The organism is Shinella sp. WSC3-e, from assembly GCF_945994535.1.
Taxonomy (GTDB): Bacteria; Pseudomonadota; Alphaproteobacteria; order Rhizobiales; family Rhizobiaceae; genus Shinella; species Shinella yambaruensis.
Window position 1 is genome coordinate 78,600 of record NZ_OZ000530.1, and the last position, 18,129, is coordinate 96,728.

General features: G+C 65.5%; 13 protein-coding genes. 9 read left to right on the forward strand and 4 right to left on the reverse strand.

Translation table 11 applies throughout. The annotated features are described in order from the left end of the window. Positions 1 to 66 precede the first annotated feature (66 nt). From AABF56_RS00350 to AABF56_RS00365, 4 genes are all read left to right on the forward strand, one after another. On the forward strand, positions 67 to 1,296 hold the full coding sequence (locus AABF56_RS00350; RefSeq protein WP_272804517.1) for a putative DNA modification/repair radical SAM protein: 1,230 nt from the start codon (positions 67 to 69) through the stop codon (positions 1,294 to 1,296). Beyond that, entirely contained in the window at positions 1,296 to 2,750 is a 1,455-nt protein-coding gene (locus tag AABF56_RS00355) for a UdgX family uracil-DNA binding protein (RefSeq protein ID WP_272804518.1), read from the forward strand. Before AABF56_RS00350 ends, AABF56_RS00355 begins: the two co-directional genes overlap by 1 nt. A gap of 262 nt (positions 2,751 to 3,012) precedes the next feature. Next, positions 3,013 to 4,776: an ABC transporter ATP-binding protein gene (locus tag AABF56_RS00360; protein ID WP_272804519.1), complete on the forward strand. Its 1,764-nt coding sequence runs from the start codon at positions 3,013 to 3,015 to the stop codon at positions 4,774 to 4,776. Between the two features lie 445 nt (positions 4,777 to 5,221). Next, positions 5,222 to 6,835 (forward strand): FGGY-family carbohydrate kinase, encoded by a 1,614-nt coding sequence (locus AABF56_RS00365; RefSeq protein ID WP_272804520.1) that lies wholly within the window; start codon positions 5,222 to 5,224, stop codon positions 6,833 to 6,835. 180 nt (positions 6,836 to 7,015) lie between these two features. On the opposite strand, the gene AABF56_RS00370 is transcribed toward AABF56_RS00365, so the two are convergent. Both AABF56_RS00370 and AABF56_RS00375 read right to left on the reverse strand, forming a co-directional pair. Then, the gene (locus AABF56_RS00370) at positions 7,016 to 8,254 is read right to left on the reverse strand and encodes a saccharopine dehydrogenase family protein (RefSeq protein ID WP_272804521.1); all 1,239 of its coding nucleotides are present in this window, start codon (positions 8,252 to 8,254) and stop codon (positions 7,016 to 7,018) included. A 36-nt stretch (positions 8,255 to 8,290) separates the two neighbouring features. Then, positions 8,291 to 9,391 carry a carboxynorspermidine decarboxylase gene (locus AABF56_RS00375; RefSeq protein ID WP_272804522.1) on the reverse strand — a complete coding sequence of 367 codons (1,101 nt, stop codon included), beginning with the start codon at positions 9,389 to 9,391 and terminating at the stop codon, positions 8,291 to 8,293. Positions 9,392 to 9,926: 535 nt separating this feature from the next. On the opposite strand from AABF56_RS00375, the gene AABF56_RS00380 reads away from it, so the two are divergent. After that, a complete protein-coding gene (locus tag AABF56_RS00380) occupies positions 9,927 to 12,218 on the forward strand; it encodes a heavy metal translocating P-type ATPase (protein ID WP_272804523.1) in 2,292 nt (763 codons plus the stop codon). After that, entirely contained in the window at positions 12,215 to 12,784 is a 570-nt protein-coding gene (locus tag AABF56_RS00385) for an SCO family protein (RefSeq protein ID WP_272804524.1), read from the forward strand. The genes AABF56_RS00380 and AABF56_RS00385 overlap by 4 nt, the downstream gene beginning before the upstream one ends. A gap of 6 nt (positions 12,785 to 12,790) precedes the next feature. Here AABF56_RS00385 and AABF56_RS00390 read toward each other — a convergent pair whose 3' ends face one another. Further along, positions 12,791 to 13,207, reverse strand: a complete 417-nt coding sequence (locus AABF56_RS00390) for a MerR family transcriptional regulator (protein ID WP_244767990.1) — start codon at positions 13,205 to 13,207, stop codon at positions 12,791 to 12,793. A gap of 377 nt (positions 13,208 to 13,584) precedes the next feature. On the opposite strand from AABF56_RS00390, the gene AABF56_RS00395 reads away from it, so the two are divergent. From AABF56_RS00395 to AABF56_RS00405, 3 genes are all read left to right on the forward strand, one after another. Then, a complete protein-coding gene (locus AABF56_RS00395; RefSeq protein ID WP_443021086.1) occupies positions 13,585 to 14,628 on the forward strand; it encodes a L,D-transpeptidase family protein in 1,044 nt (347 codons plus the stop codon). Between the two features lie 65 nt (positions 14,629 to 14,693). Beyond that, a complete protein-coding gene (locus AABF56_RS00400; protein ID WP_432346977.1) occupies positions 14,694 to 15,347 on the forward strand; it encodes a L,D-transpeptidase in 654 nt (217 codons plus the stop codon). 91 nt (positions 15,348 to 15,438) lie between these two features. Further along, positions 15,439 to 16,638, forward strand: a complete 1,200-nt coding sequence (locus AABF56_RS00405; protein WP_272804526.1) for an amidohydrolase family protein — start codon at positions 15,439 to 15,441, stop codon at positions 16,636 to 16,638. Positions 16,639 to 16,888: 250 nt separating this feature from the next. Here AABF56_RS00405 and AABF56_RS00410 read toward each other — a convergent pair whose 3' ends face one another. Then, the gene (locus AABF56_RS00410) at positions 16,889 to 17,815 is read right to left on the reverse strand and encodes an IS110 family transposase (RefSeq protein ID WP_272804527.1); all 927 of its coding nucleotides are present in this window, start codon (positions 17,813 to 17,815) and stop codon (positions 16,889 to 16,891) included. Between the last annotated feature and the right edge of the window lie 314 nt (positions 17,816 to 18,129).

The window sequence follows — 18,129 nt, forward strand, 5'->3', positions numbered from 1 at the left end:
TCGGCGCCGTCGCCGGGCTGTGGGAGAGCTGTTGACAGCGTGAAACGGAACATATAGTGAACATTTATGAAGAAATCGCTACAGGATCGTTTGGCCATCCTGGCGGATGCCGCCAAATACGACGCGTCATGCGCCTCCAGCGGGACAGAGAAACGGGATTCGCTCAGGTCCAACGGCCTTGGCTCCACGGAAGGCGCGGGGATCTGCCATGCATATGCGCCCGATGGGCGGTGTATTTCACTTCTGAAGATCCTGCTCACCAATTTCTGCATCTTCGACTGCGCCTATTGCATCAACCGGTCCTCAAGCAATGTGGAGCGTGCGCGTTTCACGCCGGACGAGGTGGTCTGGCTGACGCTGGAATTCTATCGGCGCAATTATATCGAAGGGCTTTTCCTGTCGTCCGGGATCATCCGCTCGTCGGATCATACGATGGGCGAGATGGTCCGCGTGGCGCGGGACCTGCGCACGGTGCACGGCTTCCGTGGTTATATTCACCTCAAGTCGATCCCCGATGCCGCTCCGGAGCTGATCGAGGAGGCGGGACTCTATGCGGACCGCCTGTCGCTCAACATCGAACTGCCGACGGACGCGGGCATCGGGCGTCTTGCGCCCGAGAAGCGGCCGGACGGCATTCGTCGTGCGATGGGCGATTTGCGCCGCAAGATCGAGGCGGCGGACGAGCCGACCTTGCAGACCAGGCGCCGCAAGCGTTTCGTGCCGGGCGGGCAGAGCACACAGATGATCGTTGGCGCCGATGGAGCCGACGATGCGACGATCCTGAGGACCAGCGCCCGGCTCTACGGCAGCTACGGCCTGAAACGTGTCTATTATTCCGCCTTCAGCCCTATTCCCGATGCCTCCCGCGCGCTGCCGCTCATCAAGCCGCCGCTGGTGCGCGAACATCGGCTCTATCAGGCTGACTGGCTTTATCGCTTCTACGGTTTCGGCGTGGACGAGATCACGGCATCGACAGGCGGCATGCTCGATCTGGACATGGACCCCAAGCTTGCCTGGGCGCTAACCCACCGCCAGACCTTTCCTGTGAACGTCAACCGTGCGGAGCGCGAAACCCTGTTGCGGGTACCGGGGTTCGGCCTGAAGACGGTGGATGCGATCCTGTCCAGCCGCCGCTTTCGCCGCCTGCGGTTGGAGGATCTGGCACGGCTCGGCGTTTCCCTGCGCAAGGTGCGCGCCTTCATCGAGGCGGAGGGATGGACACCCCGGCGTCTTGCCGACCGTGCAGACCTCAAGACGCTCTTTGCCCCGAAACCGGAACAGCTTTCGCTGCTCTGATGCACACGATCCCCCTGCTCGGCCGCGGTGATTTTTCCGAATGGCGGGATGCGGCGCGGGCGCTGGCGGCTGCCGGTATTTCGCCGCGCGACGTGGACTGGCGCATCCAGGGCGATATAGGCCTCTTCGAGGCGAGCGCCCCACCCGGCCTGCCGGCGCCCGATGCCGCCGCGCCGGCGGTCATCGTGCCGCCGGCCTTCCTGCCGCTCGCCGAAGCCGTCGCGTGCCACACCGAGCCGGGGCGCTTTCATCTGCTTTATCGGCTGCTCTGGCGGCTGCAATCTGACCGTCGCCTGCTGGAGCTGACGTCGGACAAGGATGTCGCCTGGGCGCGGCTTCTGGCCAGGAACGTCGCGCGCGACAGCCACAAGATGACGGCCTTCGTCCGCTTCAAGGAGATCGCAGGGGAGGCCGGAGGCCGCCGGCGGTTCTTCGCCTGGTTCGAGCCGACGCATTTCGTCGTCGCCCGAACCGCGCCGTTCTTCCGCCGCCGCTTTGCCGATATGGACTGGATCATCGCCACGCCGAAGGGCACGGCGAGCTGGGACGGCGAAACCCTGATCGCCGACACGCGGCCGGGCGATGATCCCGGGCACGGCGACCCGACGGACGAGCTCTGGCGCACCTATTATGCCAGCATCTTCAATCCCGCGCGGCTCAAGATCAGGGCCATGCAGGCGGAGATGCCGAAGAAATACTGGCGCAACCTGCCGGAAGCCGCGCTGATCCCCGAACTGATCGCCAATGCGGAGGCCAATGTGCGCGCGATGGCCGAACGCGCCGCCAGCGATCCGCCGGCCTTTCACTATCGGCTGAAGGAAGCCGCGCAGGCCATCGCCGAACCGGGATTGGCGGAAGCCGGCACGCTGGAGGCATTGCGCGCGGAGGCCCGCCATTGCACGCGCTGCCCGTTGCATTGCAGCGCCACGCAGACCGTCTTCGGAGAAGGGCCGCAGGATGCGCGCCTCATGATGGTCGGCGAGCAGCCGGGTGATCAGGAAGACCTGAGCGGCCGCCCGTTCGTCGGCCCGGCGGGAAGGGTGTTCGACGCGGCGCTGAAGGAAGCCGGCATTGCCCGCGATACGCTCTATCTGACCAATGCGGTCAAACACTTCAAATATGAGCCGCGTGGCAAGCGCCGCATTCACCAGAAGCCAAACCAGGGTGAGATCCAACATTGCCGCTGGTGGCTGACCAGAGAGGTGGAACTCGTGAAGCCGAAGCTGATCGTGGCGCTCGGTGCGACCGCGATCTATGCGCTGAGCGGCGAGCGCACGCCGCTGAGCCAGCTTCGCAGCAGGCCGATCGCCATGCAGGGCAATGTCGTCCTGTACCCGACCATCCATCCGTCCTTCCTGCTGCGCCTGCCGGACAAGGCGGAGCGCCGACGCCAGCATGCCCTCTTTGTTGAGGACTTGCGGTCGGTTCGAGCGCTTGCGTCCAGTGCAGGATGACGGGTTTTCCGCCAATCGATGTGGTTGCTTGTGCCTGACAGGCCTCCGTGGTCTCAGGCCTCAGCAACCGGATGGGGACCCCCCGCGGCACACGCCGCATCCCTCAAGAGCGGCCTTTCCGCACGAGCCCTCTTGCCGAAAGCCGCGTGGGCGCGGCAAATGCGCGCCGGTCGGCGAAAAATCGCATTGAACGTGGTAGAAGCGGCGCCGTCGATCGTCTTATCTCATGAACACAATGCCAATACCGAAAGCGCGCCTGCCGATGTCTGCCCTTCTGAAGCGTTTTGCGTCCTACTATCGCCCGCACCGCGGCCTGTTCGCGCTGGACTTCTCCTCGGCGGTCGTCGCCGGCCTCCTGGAGCTCGCCTTTCCCGTCGCCGTGACGCTGTTCATCGACCGCCTGCTGCCGACCGGCCGCCTCGACCTCGTCGCGCTCGCCGCCCTCGGCCTCTTCCTCATCTACCTCGTCAATGCCGGCCTGCAGGTCATCGTCACCTACTGGGGCCACATGCTCGGGGTGCGCATCGAGGCGGAGATGCGCCGCAAGGCCTTCGACCACCTGCAGAAGCTCTCCTTCGGCTTCTTCGACAACCAGAAGACCGGCCATCTCGTGGCCCGGCTGACCAAGGATCTCGAGGAGATCGGCGAGGTCGCCCATCACGGGCCGGAAGACCTCTTCATCGCCGTCATGACGCTGATCGGCGCCTTCGCCCTGATGCTGTGGGTGCATGTGCCGCTTGCGCTCATCACCGCCGTCATCGTGCCGCTGACGGGCTTCGTCACCACCCATTACGGCGCGCGCATGACCACGACCTGGCATGCGCTCTACGGCCGCGTCGCCGATTTCAACGCCCGCATCGAGGAGAATGTCGGCGGCATCCGCGTCGTGCAGGCCTTCGCCAACGAGGACCACGAGCGCCAGCTGTTTGCCGAGAGCAACCGGAACTACCTCGTCACCAAGCTCCAGGCTTACAAGGTGATGGCGGCCTCCATGTCGCTCTCCTACCTTTCCATGCGCTTCGTGCAGGTGGTGGTGATGCTGGCCGGCGCCTGGTTCGTGACGCGCGGCGAGCTTTCGGCCGGCGGCTTCGTCGGCTTCCTGCTCCTGGTCGGCGTGTTCTTCCGGCCGATCGACAAGATCAACGCGATCATCGAGACCTATCCCAAGGGCATCGCCGGCTTCACGCGCTACACACAGTTCCTCGACACGGAGCCGGACATCCGGGACCGCGAGGATGCCAGGGATGTCGGACGCCTTGCCGGCGATATCGAATATCGCGCCGTCAGCTTCGGCTATGGTGCCGACCGGCCGGTCTTCGGCGGGCTGAACGTCTCGATCGGGGCGGGCGAGACGATCGCCTTCGTCGGCCCGTCCGGCGCCGGCAAGACGACGATCTGCTCGCTGCTGCCGCGCTTCTACGAGGTCGCATCGGGCGCGATCACCATAGACGGCATCGACATCCGCGACATGACGCTGCGGTCGCTGCGCTCGAACATCGGCATCGTGCAGCAGGACGTGTTCCTGTTCGCCGGCACGATCCGCGAGAACATCGCCTATGGAAGGCTGGAGGCCAGCGAGGCGGAGATTCTCGATGCGGCGCGCCGGGCGCGCCTCGACGACGTGATCGCCAACCTCGCCGACGGTCTCGACACGGTCGTCGGCGAGCGCGGCGTCAAGCTCTCGGGCGGGCAGAAGCAGCGCCTCGCCATCGCCCGCATCTTCCTGAAGAACCCGCCGATCCTCATCCTCGACGAGGCGACCTCGGCGCTCGACATGCAGACGGAGCGGGCGATCCAGCAGTCGCTCGCCGAGCTCTCGGCCGGCCGTACCACGCTGGTCATCGCCCATCGCCTGGCCACCATCGCCAATGCCGACCGCATCCTCGTCGTCGACGACGGCCGCATCGTCGAGCAGGGAAGCCACAGCGACCTCATCGAGCGACGCGACGGACGATACCGCAACCTCCACGCCGCGCAGACGCAGACCGAGGGCTCCTCCCTCCATTTCATGAAAGGCAAACGGTAGGGCGGCGCCCCGGTTCCGCCCGGCTTGATGCTCGAAGCCGGCCTCCGATGCCTGGGCTGTGGGGGTCGAACCCGCATTGTCCAGCGCAGCGTGGTCGATGGCCGAATGTCCCGTTTTCTTCTGCTCTCATCGCAAGTCCATGGGTGAACGCCCGGGACAAGGTCGGGATTCAGCCCTTTTCCAAACTTATGTAAAATAACATACATAAGTTGATTGACTTATGGATACTGGTGTTGAATTTATTCACCAAGGGAGAAGGGCGCGACGCGTAGGCGACGGCGCTTGGAAGAGACGGGTGGATGAAAATGCCTGAGACAAGCACGCCGGTTCAGCCGGAAGACGGCGCAAACGCGATTCAGGCGCTTTCGATGGATGCCGTCGAGCCCGCCGTGGCCGCAACGGTGCGCAGTCTCCCCGCTGGCGTCGGCAGGAAAAGGTTGACGGTATGAGCCGCAGCTATGTGATCGGGCTGGACTATGGTTCGGAATCCGCGCGCGGGGTCATCCTCGATGCAGTGACCGGCGAGCAGATCGACAGCCATGTCCACGCCTATCGTCACGGCATCCTGACCGGCGCGCTTCCCGGCGGAGTGGTGCTGCCGCGGGGATGGGCCTTGCAGAATGCCGCGGACTATGTCGAGGCGGCAGAGGAGATCCTCGGCCGTCTCGGGCGGAACCGGAGGGTGCTGTCGATCGGCGTCGGCTTCACGGCGAGTTCGCCGATGCCGGCGACGGGCGAGGGTGCCGCGCTATCGGATATCCACCCGAACGATCCGCATGCCTATGTCAAATTGTGGAAACACGGCGCCGCGCAACCCTATGCCGACGCGATCAACCGGAAGGGGGGCGGCTTCCTCGACAATTTCGGCGGCAAGCTGTCCGGGGAATGGCTGCTTCCCAAGGCCGCGCAGATCGCGCAGGAAGCCCCCCACATCTGGGAGGCGGCGGCCCGCTTCATGGAAGGCGGGGATTGGCTGGTCTGGCAGCTCTGCGGAACGGAGGCGCGCAGCCTCGGCCTTGCGGCCTACAAGGCGCAGTATTCGCGCGTCTCCGGCTATCCGAAAGGCATCGTGCCGGGGCTTGAGGGCAAGCTGTCGCAACCGCTTCCCGTTGGGTCGGCGGCCGGCAGCCTCTTGCCCGCCTGGCATGCGCGTACGGGCATCGAGGGGCCTACGACCATCGCGGTCGCGGTCATCGACTCGCATGTCGTTCTGCCGGCCATCGGCGCCGTTTCGTCCGGATGCTTCGTCGGCGCGCTCGGCACGTCGGCGGCCTATCTCTATCTCGGCGCGGACTATCGCCCCCTGCCTGCGGGCATCGAAGGCGTGGCTATCGACGGCGCCGTGCGGGATCTCTGGTGCTACGAGGCCGGGCAGGCCAGCTTCGGCGACATGCTCGCCTGGTTCGTCAAGGCCTTCCCGCGGGGCGGCAGCGTGGAGGAGAGTTTCGCGCTCTACAACGCGGCTGCGTCGAGGTTGCCGGCCGGGAGCAACCATCTGATCGCGCTCGACTGGTGGAACGGAAACCGTGTGCCGCTTGCCGATTCCATGCTGAGCGGCCTGTTGCTCGGCCTGACGGTTCATTCGACCGCCGACGGCATCTACCGCGCGCTGCTCGAAGCGCTCTGCTTCGGCGCGCGAACCGTTCTGGATCTCTATCGGGCGGCGGAATTCACGGTCGATCGTGTCCTGATGACCAGCGGCCTGGCGAAGAAGAACCCCCTTCTGGTGCAGATCATGGCCGACGTCATGGAGTGCGCGATCGAGGTTCCGCAGATCGCCAACGCGACGGCCGTCGGCGCGGCCATCCACGGCGCGGTCGCGGCCGGGCTCGTCGGCACCTATCGCGACGGCGCTACGCGCTTCGGCGCCCGGGAGTTCCAGACCTACCGTCCCCGACCGGAGACCGCGGAGCCCTACCGCGCGCTTTATGCCCAGTACCGGACGCTCTGCGCGAATGCGTCGCTGCGGCGCGTGATGAGGGATCTTGGCGAGCTGGCCGCGGCGCCCGGCGAGGTCAGCCTGCCCCCGCAGCCGCGTGACGGCGGGTCTGTAGCCTGACCGACGTATGTCGACGGCGAATGGGCATCCGTCTTGTCGGAGAGGAATGACCGTGAAGGCGGTGAGTGCGCTGTCCGCTTTTTATGGCAGCGTCCGGCTAGATCGAAGTCGCCTTCAGGCCCGAAGTGACCTGCGGCGCATGGGACGGCCGCACGCGGGGCGCGGCCGTCCTTTCAAGGTTTAGAAGCTGACGGCGCGGTCGCCGTCCTCGTCCTGGATGCGGGTCGGCAGGCCGATCCGGTTCAGCAGGCTGATGAAGGGCTTCGGCGGCAGTTCTTCCACGTTGGCCATCTTCTTCACGTCCCATTCGCCGGTGGCCACGAGCATCGCGGCGGCGACCGGCGGCACGCCGGCGGTATACGAGATGCCCTGCGAGCCGACTTCCTCATAGGCTTCCTTGTGGTCGGCCACGTTGTAGATGAAGACGGTCTTCTCCTTGCTGTCCTTCAGGCCCTTCACATAGTCGCCGATGCAGGTCTTGCCTTCATAGCCGGGGGCGAGCGACGCCGGATCCGGCAGCACGGCCTTGACGACCTTGAGCGGCACGACTTCGAGGCCCTCGGCGGTCTTGACCGGCTGCTCGGAGAGAAGGCCGAGGTTCTTCAGCACGGTGAAGACATTGATGTAGTGGTCGCCAAAGCCCATCCAGAAGCGCACATTGGCGCCGTCCATGTTCTTGGCCAGCGAATGCACCTCGTCATGGCCGCAGAGATAGGCGCGGCGCGTGCCGACGACCGGCAGGTCGTAATCCTTGCCGATCTCGAACATCTTGTTGGTCTGCCACGCGCCGTTCTGCCAGGAGTAGACGACGCCGGTGAATTCGCGGAAGTTGATTTCCGGGTCGAAGTTCGTGGCGAAGTACTTGCCGTGGCTGCCGGCATTGATGTCGACGATGTCGACGTCCGTCACCTTGTCGAGATATTCGTCCTTGGCGAGCTTGGCATAGGCGTTGACGACGCCCGGATCGAAGCCGGCGCCGAGGATGGCGGTGATGCCCTTCTCCTCGCATTCGGCCGCGCGCTTCCACTCGTAGTTGCCATACCACGGTGGGGTCTCGCAGATCTTGCCCGGCTCCTCGTGGATCGCGGTGTCGATATAGGCGACGCCCGTATCCATGCAGGCGCGCAGCACCGACATGTTAAGGAAGGCGGTGCCGACATTGATGACGATCTCGGACCTGGTGGAAGTGATCAGCGCCTTGGTCGCTTCGATATCGAGGGCGTCGAGCGCATGGCCTTCGAGCACGCCGGCCTGTTTCATCGCCTTCTTCTCATGGACCGACGCGATGATCTTGTCGCACTTCGCCTTGGTGCGCGACGCGATATGGATGTCGCCGAGCACGTCGTTGTTCTGGGCGCATTTGTGCGCCACGACCTGTGCGACGCCGCCGGCGCCGATGATGAGCACGTTCTTCTTCATTTCGGGGGTTATCTCCTTCTACCCGTTCAGGACGCCTCAGGAGAGGCTTTCTTCATAGTCCGCGTAGGTGAATTCGCGGACGGTCTTGATCTCGCCATCGAGTTCGCGGATGGCGATCGCCGGCATTTTCACGCCATTGAACCAGTTCTTCTTGACCATCGTGTAGCCGGCGGCATCCTGGATGGAGATGCGGTCGCCGACCTTCAGTTCGTTCTCGAAATCGAACTCGCCGAAGATGTCGCCGGCCAGGCATGACTTGCCGCAGATCATGTAGCGGTGCGGCCCGGTGTTCGGGGAAAGCTTGGCCTTCTCCCGGTAGATCAGCAGGTCCAGCATGTGGGCCTCGATGGAACTATCGACGATGGCGAGGTCCTTGCCGTTGTTCAGAAGGTCGAGCACCGTCGTTTCGAGCGTGGTCGACCTGGTGATCGAGGCTTCGCCCGGCTCCAGATAGACCTCGACGCCGTATTCGCCGGCAAAGCGCTTCAGCCGCTCGGCGAACCTTTCCAGCGGATAGTTTTCACCGGTAAAGTGGATGCCGCCGCCAAGGCTCACCCATTCGGCCTTCTTCAGGAGCGGCGCGAACTTCTCCTCGATTACGCCGAGCATGCGGTCGAACAGGTCGAAATCGCCGTTCTCGCAATTGTTGTGGATCATGAAGCCGGAAATGCGGTCCATGACCGGCTCGACCCTGTTCACATCCCATTCGCCGAGGCGCGAGAAGGGGCGGGCTGGGTCGGCGAGATCGAAGCTGGAGGAGGAGATGCCGGGATTGAGGCGCAGGCCCCGGACGATGCCGGCGGCCTTGTCGGCAAAGCGGTCGAGCTGGGCGATCGAATTGAAGATGATCTTGTCGGCGTGGCTGACGACCTCGTCGATCTCGTAGTCCGCATAGGCGACGGAATAGGCATGGGTCTCCTTGCCGAAGCGCTCGTGGCCGAGGCGCACCTCGTTGAGCGAGGAGGAGGTCGTGCCGTCCATGTAGTCGCGCATGAAATCGAAGACCGACCAGGTGGCGAAGCATTTCAGCGCCAGCAGCGCCTTGGCGCCGGAGCGTTCGCGAAGAAGCGCGATCTTTTCCATGTTGGCGAGCAGCTTCGACTTGTCGATCAGATAGTAGGGTGTCGTCAGGGACATGCTGGACCTGTCTTCTTGGGGTGTGCCGGCCGCCGGCAAAAAACCGGCACCGCGATAGAAACGCGAGGCGAGGGAGGCGCAGACCTCCCGCTCTCGCGTGGATTTCGGAAAGGAAAGCCGGAAGTTACGGTATCGTCGTCCGGACACGGCGATATGACAGCGCTTTCGCGCTGTTGCCCCGCTCGCGGTGTCTCGTCGGGAAAAGAGCAGGCAGGCGCGGCGTCTTGGCCGGCCGCACGGGGCGGGTCGGCGCAACGGCGTCAAAGCCAGAGCGTGCCGCCGGGGCACACGTCGAAAAGCGTTCTTCCGTTCGGGGGGCGTCGACCGAGCCCATCCCCGATTGGAAGAGGGCGTCGCAAGACATGGCGTCCTCCCCAACCAGCAGATGAAACCTGCAATAAGTGGGGGCTCTGTAGCACAGCGCGGCCATGGATTTCAATGCACCTCTTTTTGCGCGATTTTGCGTTTTTCGCTCTTGCACCTCTAGTCGCTAGAGGTCGTAGAACCTCTTCACGAGACGAAAGAGGAATCTACGATGTCCGATGTGAAAGAGACCCGGTTCCGGGTGGGCGGCATGGATTGCGCCTCCTGCGCCAGCAAGATCGACACGGCGGTGCGCCGCATGCCGGGGGTTGGGGAGGTTTCCGTTTCCGTTACCGCCGGCACCATGCGCGTGCAGCACGATGCGACCAGCGACCTGGAGGCGATCCGCCGCAAGGTTTCCGGGCTCGGCTATTCGGTGACGCCGGCTGCGGGGGGCGCGGAAAAGCCCGCGGAAAAACATGTGCACGGCCCCGGCTGCAACCACGACCATGGGCACGAGCATGACCACGGACACGGCCACAAGCACGATCATGGCCATGCGCATGATCACGATCACGACCATGATCATGCCGGTCACGACCACACGCCGAAGGCGGCGGCCGTCGAGGGGCTGCATGGCCACGACCATGGCCCCTCCGAAGGGCCTTGGTGGAAGGGCAGGAAGGGGCGGCTGACCATCCTTGCCGGCGCGGCGCTGGTCCTCGCCTACGGCATCGGCCATCTCTTCCCGGCCATCGAGACCTATGCCTTCGTCATCGCCATGTTCGTCGGCCTCGTACCGATCGCCCGGCGCGCCATCATGGCCGCGCTGGCCGGCACGCCGTTTTCCATCGAGATGCTGATGACCATCGCCGCTGTCGGTGCGGTGATCATCAACGCGACCGAGGAGGCCGCCGCCGTGGTCTTCCTCTTCCTCGTCGGCGAACTGCTGGAGGGCGTCGCCGCCGGTAAGGCGCGCGACAGCATCCGCTCGCTCTCCGCCCTCGTGCCGAAGACCGCGATTCTGGAAGAAGGCGGCCGGACGACGGAGGTGCCGGCCGAGGGGCTGGCCGTCGGCGCGGTCATTCTCGTGCGCCCCGGCGACCGCATTTCCGCCGACGGCACGATCATCGACGGCGAGAGCGCCATCGACGAGGCGCCCGTGACCGGGGAAAGCACGCCGGTGCGCAAGGAGGTCGGCGACACCGTCTTCGCCGGCACGGTGAACGGCGAAGCGGCCCTGCGGGTGCGCGTCACCGCGGCGGCGGCGGACAACACCATCGCCCGCGTCGTCAAGCTGGTCGAGGAGGCCCAGGAATCCAAGGCCCCGACCGAGCGCTTCATCGACCGCTTCTCCAGATATTACACGCCCGGCGTCGTGGTGGTCGCCGCGCTCGTCGCGATCATCCCGCCGCTCTTCTTCGGCGGCGTGTGGAGCGAGTGGGTCTACAAGGGCCTTGCCGTGCTGCTGATCGGCTGCCCCTGCGCGCTGGTCATCTCGACGCCGGCGGCGATCGCCGCCGCGCTCTCCGCCGGCGCCCGCCGCGGCCTCCTGATGAAGGGCGGCGCGGTGCTGGAAGGCCTCGGCAAGCTCACCGCCATCGCCTTCGATAAGACCGGCACGCTGACCGAGGGCAAGCCGAAGGTCACCGACATCGTCGCCTTCTCGGCTTCGTCCGGCGAGGTGCTGCGTCTTGCCGCCGCGCTGGAGGCCGGCTCCAGCCATCCGCTGGCGCTCGCCATTCTCGGCAAGGCGGCGGAAGAGGGCATCGTGCCGCCGGTCGCAGGCGGCGCGCGGGCGCTCGGCGGCAAGGGTGTTGCCGCCACCGTCGAGGGCAGGGAGGTCTTCCTCGGCTCGCCCAGGGCCGTCGCCGAGACGGTGACGCTTTCCGACGAGGTGAAGGCCGCCACCGCCGCGCTCAACGACGACGGCAAGACCGTCTCCATGCTGGTGGTCGACGGCGTGCTCGCCGGCGCCGTCGCCATGCGCGACGAGCCGCGCCCCGATGCGGCCGCCGGCCTCAAGGCACTGAAGGACGCCGGTATCCGGACGGTCATGCTGACCGGCGACAATGCCCGCACGGCAAAGGCCGTCGGCGCGGAACTCGGCATCGAGGTGCGCGCCGAGCTGATGCCCGAGGACAAGCAGCGCATCGTCGGCGAGTTGCAGCGCGAAGGCTATGTCGTCGGCAAGATCGGCGACGGCATCAACGATGCCCCGGCGCTCGCCGCCGCCAATGTCGGCATCGCCATGGGCGGGGGCACCGACGTGGCGCTGGAGACGGCCGATGCCGCCATCCTGCACGGCCGCGTCGGCGACGTCGCGCTGATGACGGACCTGTCGCAGCGCGCCATGCGCAACATCGTCCAGAACATCGTCATCTCGCTCGGCCTCAAGGGCGTGTTCCTGGTGACGACCGTGGTCGGCATCACCGGCCTCTGGCCGGCGATCCTCGCCGATACCGGCGCCACCGTGCTCGTCACGCTGAATGCGCTCCGTCTTTTGAGGCCGATCAGGGGATGAGGCGCCGGGCGCTCCTTGCCCTTGCCGCAGGTCTTGCCGCGATCGTCGCCGTGACGGTCGCGGCAAGGGCGCCGTCCGGCGAGGCGGCAAAACGGCGTGTCTTCGAACTTGAGACCGTCGACGGCAAGCCCTTCCGCTCCGCCGATCTGGCCGGAAAGCCCTATCTGGCCTTCTTCGGCTTCACCCATTGCCCGGATGTCTGCCCGACCGCGCTCTTCGAACTGTCGGGTCTCTTGCAGGATATCGGCCCGGCGGCGGATCGCATCACGCCGCTCTTCATCTCCATCGATCCCGAGCGCGACACGGCGGATCTCCTGAAGCTCTACATGACGTCCTTCGATCCGCGCATCATCGCGCTTCGCGGCGACGCGGCCCAGACGAAGACGGCGGCGGATGCCTTTTCGGCCTTCTACAGGAAGGTGCCGACCGCCTCGGACAGCTACACGATGGAGCACACCGCCGGCCTCTTCCTCATCCGCGCGGACGGCCGGCTGCAGGGCATGCTGGACATGCACGAGCCGCGCGAGACCCAGCTTCGGAAGCTGCGGCTGCTTGCGGGCGCCTGAACGCGCTCAGTCGTGATCGTCGTGGCAGAGGTCATGGTTGGCGAGCGCCCGGATGACATAGCAGTCGCTGATCTGGTCGGAATGGCAATGGCTGGTGATGCGCTCCAGCTCGGCCTCCAGCTTGCGCAGCCGGGCGATCTTGCGCCGCACGGTGGCGAGCTGTTCGGCGGCGATGCGGTCGGCATCGCGGCAGGGGCGTTCGGGGTGCTGGCTGAGGTCGATCAGCTCGCGGATGGCGTCGATGGTGAGGCCGAGATCGCGCGCGTGGCGGATGAAGGCAAGGCGCTCGCGCTCCTCGCTGGAATAGCGTCGCTGGTTGCCTTCCGATCGTTCGGCATGGGAGAGCAGGCCCATCTGCTCGTAGTAGCGGATGGTCGGAACCTTGACGCCCGTGGCCTTGGAAAGATCGCCGATCGTCAGCATCGCCTCTGCCTCATCGAATGTGCCCGTCGAATGTGTCTTCGCCACAGATGTGCCGGGATTGTGGGCAAATCAAGTCTTCTTTGCCGCCTGCCCGCCCCGCGCCGGAAAGGGACTGCTGACGATTTGTTGTTCGCCGCGTGATCGCCATGCGAGGGAAATCGCCGGACGGGGCCTTGATGCGCAGGCGGCTTGAGGTTTTATGCTCGCCCGCAGCGGCGGGTGCCTTGGATTCGGCGCTTGCCGGGGCATGATGCCGCGCTGGAGCCGGTCGAGGCCACAAGATTAACGAAGTTCTAAGCAATCGCTTGGAATCTGTACCCCGAGATGCGCCGCCCTCGAACCGGCGCGCCCGGACCTCCAACAACCGAAAACGACCCATGTTTGCGCTTCGCCATCGTCTTTCCCGAGAAACCGCCCGCCTGCGTCTGCCGCTTCTTGCGCGGCTTGCCGCCGCCGCCGTCGCCGGCGGCCTGCTTGCCGGCTGCATGGCCATGGATGTCGCCTCGCTGGCCGAGGCGCCGCAGCTCTCCAACAAGGTGAAGGCGGAGATGGCGAAGAAGAAGATGCGGCCGGAAAGCCCCGTGCTGGTGCGCATCTTCAAGCAGGAAAGCGAGCTGGAGGTCTGGAAGGTCGATGCGAGCGGCCAGTATGCGCTGTTCAAGACCTATCCGATGTGCCGCTGGTCCGGCAAGCTCGGCCCGAAGAAGAAGAGCGGCGACCGCCAGGCGCCGGAAGGCTTCTACCATGTCTCGGCCGGCATGCTGAACCCGAACTCGCAATATTACGTCTCCTTCAACCTTGGTTATCCGAACAGGCTGGAATCGGCGCTCGGCTATACCGGCGAGGCGCTGATGGTGCATGGCGCCTGCTCCTCCTCCGGCTGCTACGCGATGACCGACCAGGGCGTCGGCGAGATCTACGCCATCGTGCAGCGGGCGCTGGAGGGCGGGCAGCAGCGCTTCCAGGTGCAGGCCTATCCCTTCCGCATGACGACGCAGAACATGGCCAAGCACCGCGGCGATCCGAACATGCCGTTCTGGCGCACGCTGAAGGAGGGCTACGATGCCTTCGCCTTCACGCGCAAACAGCCGAAGGTCTCCGTCTGCGGCGGCCGCTACGTCTTCAACAAGGAATTCGATGGCGGAGAGCCGAGCGATCCGCTGGCGCAATGCCCGGCGGCGGTGAGCGAGCCGGCGACCGATCTCGTCGCCAAGCTCGGCGCGGAACAGAAGAAGCTGGAGGCAGCGCTCGCCACCACCACGACGGTGTCGAGCTTTGCCTATATGGACGGCGGCATGCATCCGAGCTTCCGCACACTCCTGAAGCAGCAGGGTGCGAAGGGCCTGGCGGCCCGCATCTCGCGCACGAAATATCCGGTCAGCCGGCCCGACGCCGCGCTGGCCGATCCCTATGACGATTGACGCGAGGACATGCATTGACTGGTGAAAGCGTAAGCCGCCGATCCTTCCTGCTTGGCGGGGCAGGATTGGCAACCACCGTTCTGGCCGGCTGCACGACGCCGGTGCGCGAGCGGGTCGCCGTCGAGCCCGAACCGGTCGATACCAGCATCTACGCCGCCATGTACGGGCCGAAGCCGGACGAGCAGTTCCCGCTGCCGGCCATTCCCTACCAGAAGATCGACCGGCGCTTCTATCGCCAGATGGTGCCGAACCCGACCGGCGAGCGCCCCGGTGTGATCGTCGTCGATACGGCGAACCACTTCCTCTACCTCACCTACGAGGACGGTCAGGCCATGCGCTATGGCGTCGGCCTCGGCCGCGCCGGCTTCGAATGGGCCGGCCGCGGCGTCATCCAGTACAAGCGGCAATGGCCGCGCTGGACCCCGCCGGACGAGATGGTCGCCCGCCAGCCGGAGCTGGAGCCCTACAGCATCGCGAACGGCGGCATGGAGCCGGGCCTGAAGAATCCGCTCGGTGCCCGCGCGCTCTACATCTTCCAGAACAACGAAGACACGCTCTACCGCATCCACGGGTCTCCGGAATGGTGGACGATCGGCAAGTCCGTCTCCTCCGGCTGTGTGCGCATGCTGAACCAGGACGTCATCGATCTCTACGACCGCGTGCAGAACGGCACGCCCATTCTGGTGCTGGGTGCTGCCGCCGTTGCCGCGGCCTATTGACTGCATACGATTTTCGCGCCTTATTGCGTACAATATTTGACCTGCCTGCAACCGGGCGGGTCAGGTCGTATGCAGATGGAGACGCGATGCCATGGCCGAGATCGAGACTCTTTTCACCCGTGCGACGCTGTCGGACGGTTCGCTGAACGATATCGGCGTTGCCGGCGGCCGCATCGTCGCCATCCAGCCGGCGGGCACGCTTGCGGCCGCGGCCCGGCAGGTGGACATTGCCGGCGCATTGCTGGTGCCGGCCTTCGTCGAGGGGCATATCCACCTTGATACCAGCTTCTACGGCGACAAATGGATCCCGCACAAACCCTGCACCAACGGCTTTGACGTCCACGAGCGCGTCACCTTCCAGGCTCAGAACATGGCAGAGGCCGCGCCGATGGACGAGCGCGCCCGCAAGCAGCTGGAACTCTGCGTCTCGCACGGCTCCCTCCAGATGCGCAGCCACGTCATGGTGGATGGCTCGGTCGGGCTGAAGTCGCTGGAGACGATCCTCGGCATCCGCGAGGAATACCGCGATGTCATCGACATCCAGCTCGTCGCCTTCCCGCAGAGCGGCATCCTGAAAAGCCCCGGCACGCCGGACCTGCTGGACGAGGCGATCGCGCTTGGCGCCGATCTCGTCGGCGGCCTCGATCCGGCGAGCTTCGACCGCGATCTCAAGGGCCATCTCGACGTCGTCTTCGGTGTCGCTGAAAAGCGTGGCGTCGGGGTCGATATCCACCTGCACGATTTCGGTTCGCTGGGCGCCTTCACGGTGGAGGAAATCTGCGCGCGCACCGTGGCGCTCGGCTTGCAGGGCAAGGTGGCGATCAGCCATGCCTATGGCCTCGGCGATCTCGATGCCGACGCCGCCCGCCGCATCGGCGCGAAAATCGCCGCCGCGGGCGTCTCGATCATGACCAATGCCCCGGGCGACCACGTCTTCCCGCCGGTTGCGCTGCTGCGCGCGGAAGGCGTCAACATCTTCGCCGGCAACGATAATATCCGCGATTCCTGGTGGCCCTACGGGGACGGCGACATGCTCGCCCGCGCCATGATGATCGGCTACCGCTCCGGCTTCTACACGGACGATGATCTCGCGGCCGCCTTCGACGTGGTGACCGCCGCGGGCGCGAGGGCCCTCGGCCTCGAAGGCTACGGCATCGCCCTCGGCGCCAGGGCCGATTTCGTGACGCTCGCCGCCGAGCATGTGCCGGAGGCCGTCGTGGCGGTGCCCAAGGGACGGCGGGTGTTCAAGGCAGGGCGGCTGGTGGCGGAGAACGGGGCGCTGGTACGGTAAGCAGGTTTTCGTGCGGGCAGGGGCGTGGAAGGTGGCCGACCGTTGCCCCGTCTCCTCCGTTCTCCATGTTCGTGTCTGCCGCTGCACACCCCGCTATCCTGTCTCCCAAAATCCGACCGCTCTTCCTAACCCGTCTGCCTTCTGCCGCCCAAATTCCATTGGTTCGCCCACCTCTCCTCGTCATCCTCGGGCTTGACCCGAGGATCCACGCGCCAAACTCAAGGCGCGCCGTGTGGCTTGGCAACTGTGTTCAAGCGAAGTTGGTTTTGTCGCGCTGCATTGCATTGAGGATCGTGATGAGCTTTCTTGCGACGGCGATGATGCCGGCCTTTGCGGAGTCTGTTCTGGCTGAGACGGCCTGATGGAAGGCGCGCAGGCGCGCTGAGGCCTTGATCGCGCCGAGGGCCGCCATGTAGAGGGCCTTTCGCACGCGTGGCCTGCCGCCCTTGATGCGGCGGCGGCCGTTTCTCCTGCCGGAATCGTCATTGAAGGGAGCAAGGCCGGCAAGGCTTGCGGCTGTTTTGGGCGAAAGGCTGCCGAGTTCGGGCATATGGGCCAGCAGGGTCAAGGCTGTCACCTTGCCCATGCCGGGCGCGGAGGTAAGGCGATGGGCGTGTTCGGTGAGGGCCTGGCTCTTCATGTGGTGGTCGATCGCAGCCTGGATCGAGGCGATCCTCTCGCCGAGGATGGCGATCATGGCCTCGATGTCGGCGCGGATGGCGGGATCGAAGGCATCGCAAAGATGCCGGCGCTCGGTTGCACGGGCATCGACGAGCTGATCCCGGCGGCGGGCAAGGGCCGCCAGCCGCTCGCGGACCGGGCAAGGCGGCGCCTCGGCCGTCAGGCCGAACATGGTTCCCATCTCGCAAAGCGAGCGGGCATCGATACGGTCGGTCTTGGCCATCCGTCCCCGCGCTTCGGCAAAGCGCCGGGCCGTCTTCGGGTTGACGCGGGCAAAGGCGATGCCGGCCTGTGAAAGACACAGGCGCAGCAGCCGGTCGCAATGACCTGTCGCCTCGAAGACGACCAGGTCGGTGGCCGGGTCGAGGCCACGGGCAAAAGCGGACAGCGCGGTCTGCTCGTTGGGGATGCGGCAGAACCTGGCCGTTTTCGGATCGAAGATGTCGATCATGTCCTTGCCGATGTCGCAGCCGATGAAGGTATGGTGTATCGTCATGGCGCCTGCTCCTGTGTGCGGGGTCTGTGGCGACAGCCCCGTGCAACTGTTCAGGTTGATGGGCGAAGCGGGAAGGGACCAAGCCATGCCGCGGCCTGCCGTCAAAAACGGCGGCCTGGATCCTCTCGGCCTCCTTCCCGCAACCATCTTACATCAGACCAAACACACAGGATCCTCGGGTCAAGCCCGAGGATGACGAGGAGAGGGCGGCGGGTGAAGATGGGAGCAGAGGCAGGGGGCGGCGATGGAATGCGAAGAGACAAGAAGAGCCTCGCGTAGACCGACCAAGCAAAAGGGCGTGCCCGCTTTCGCCG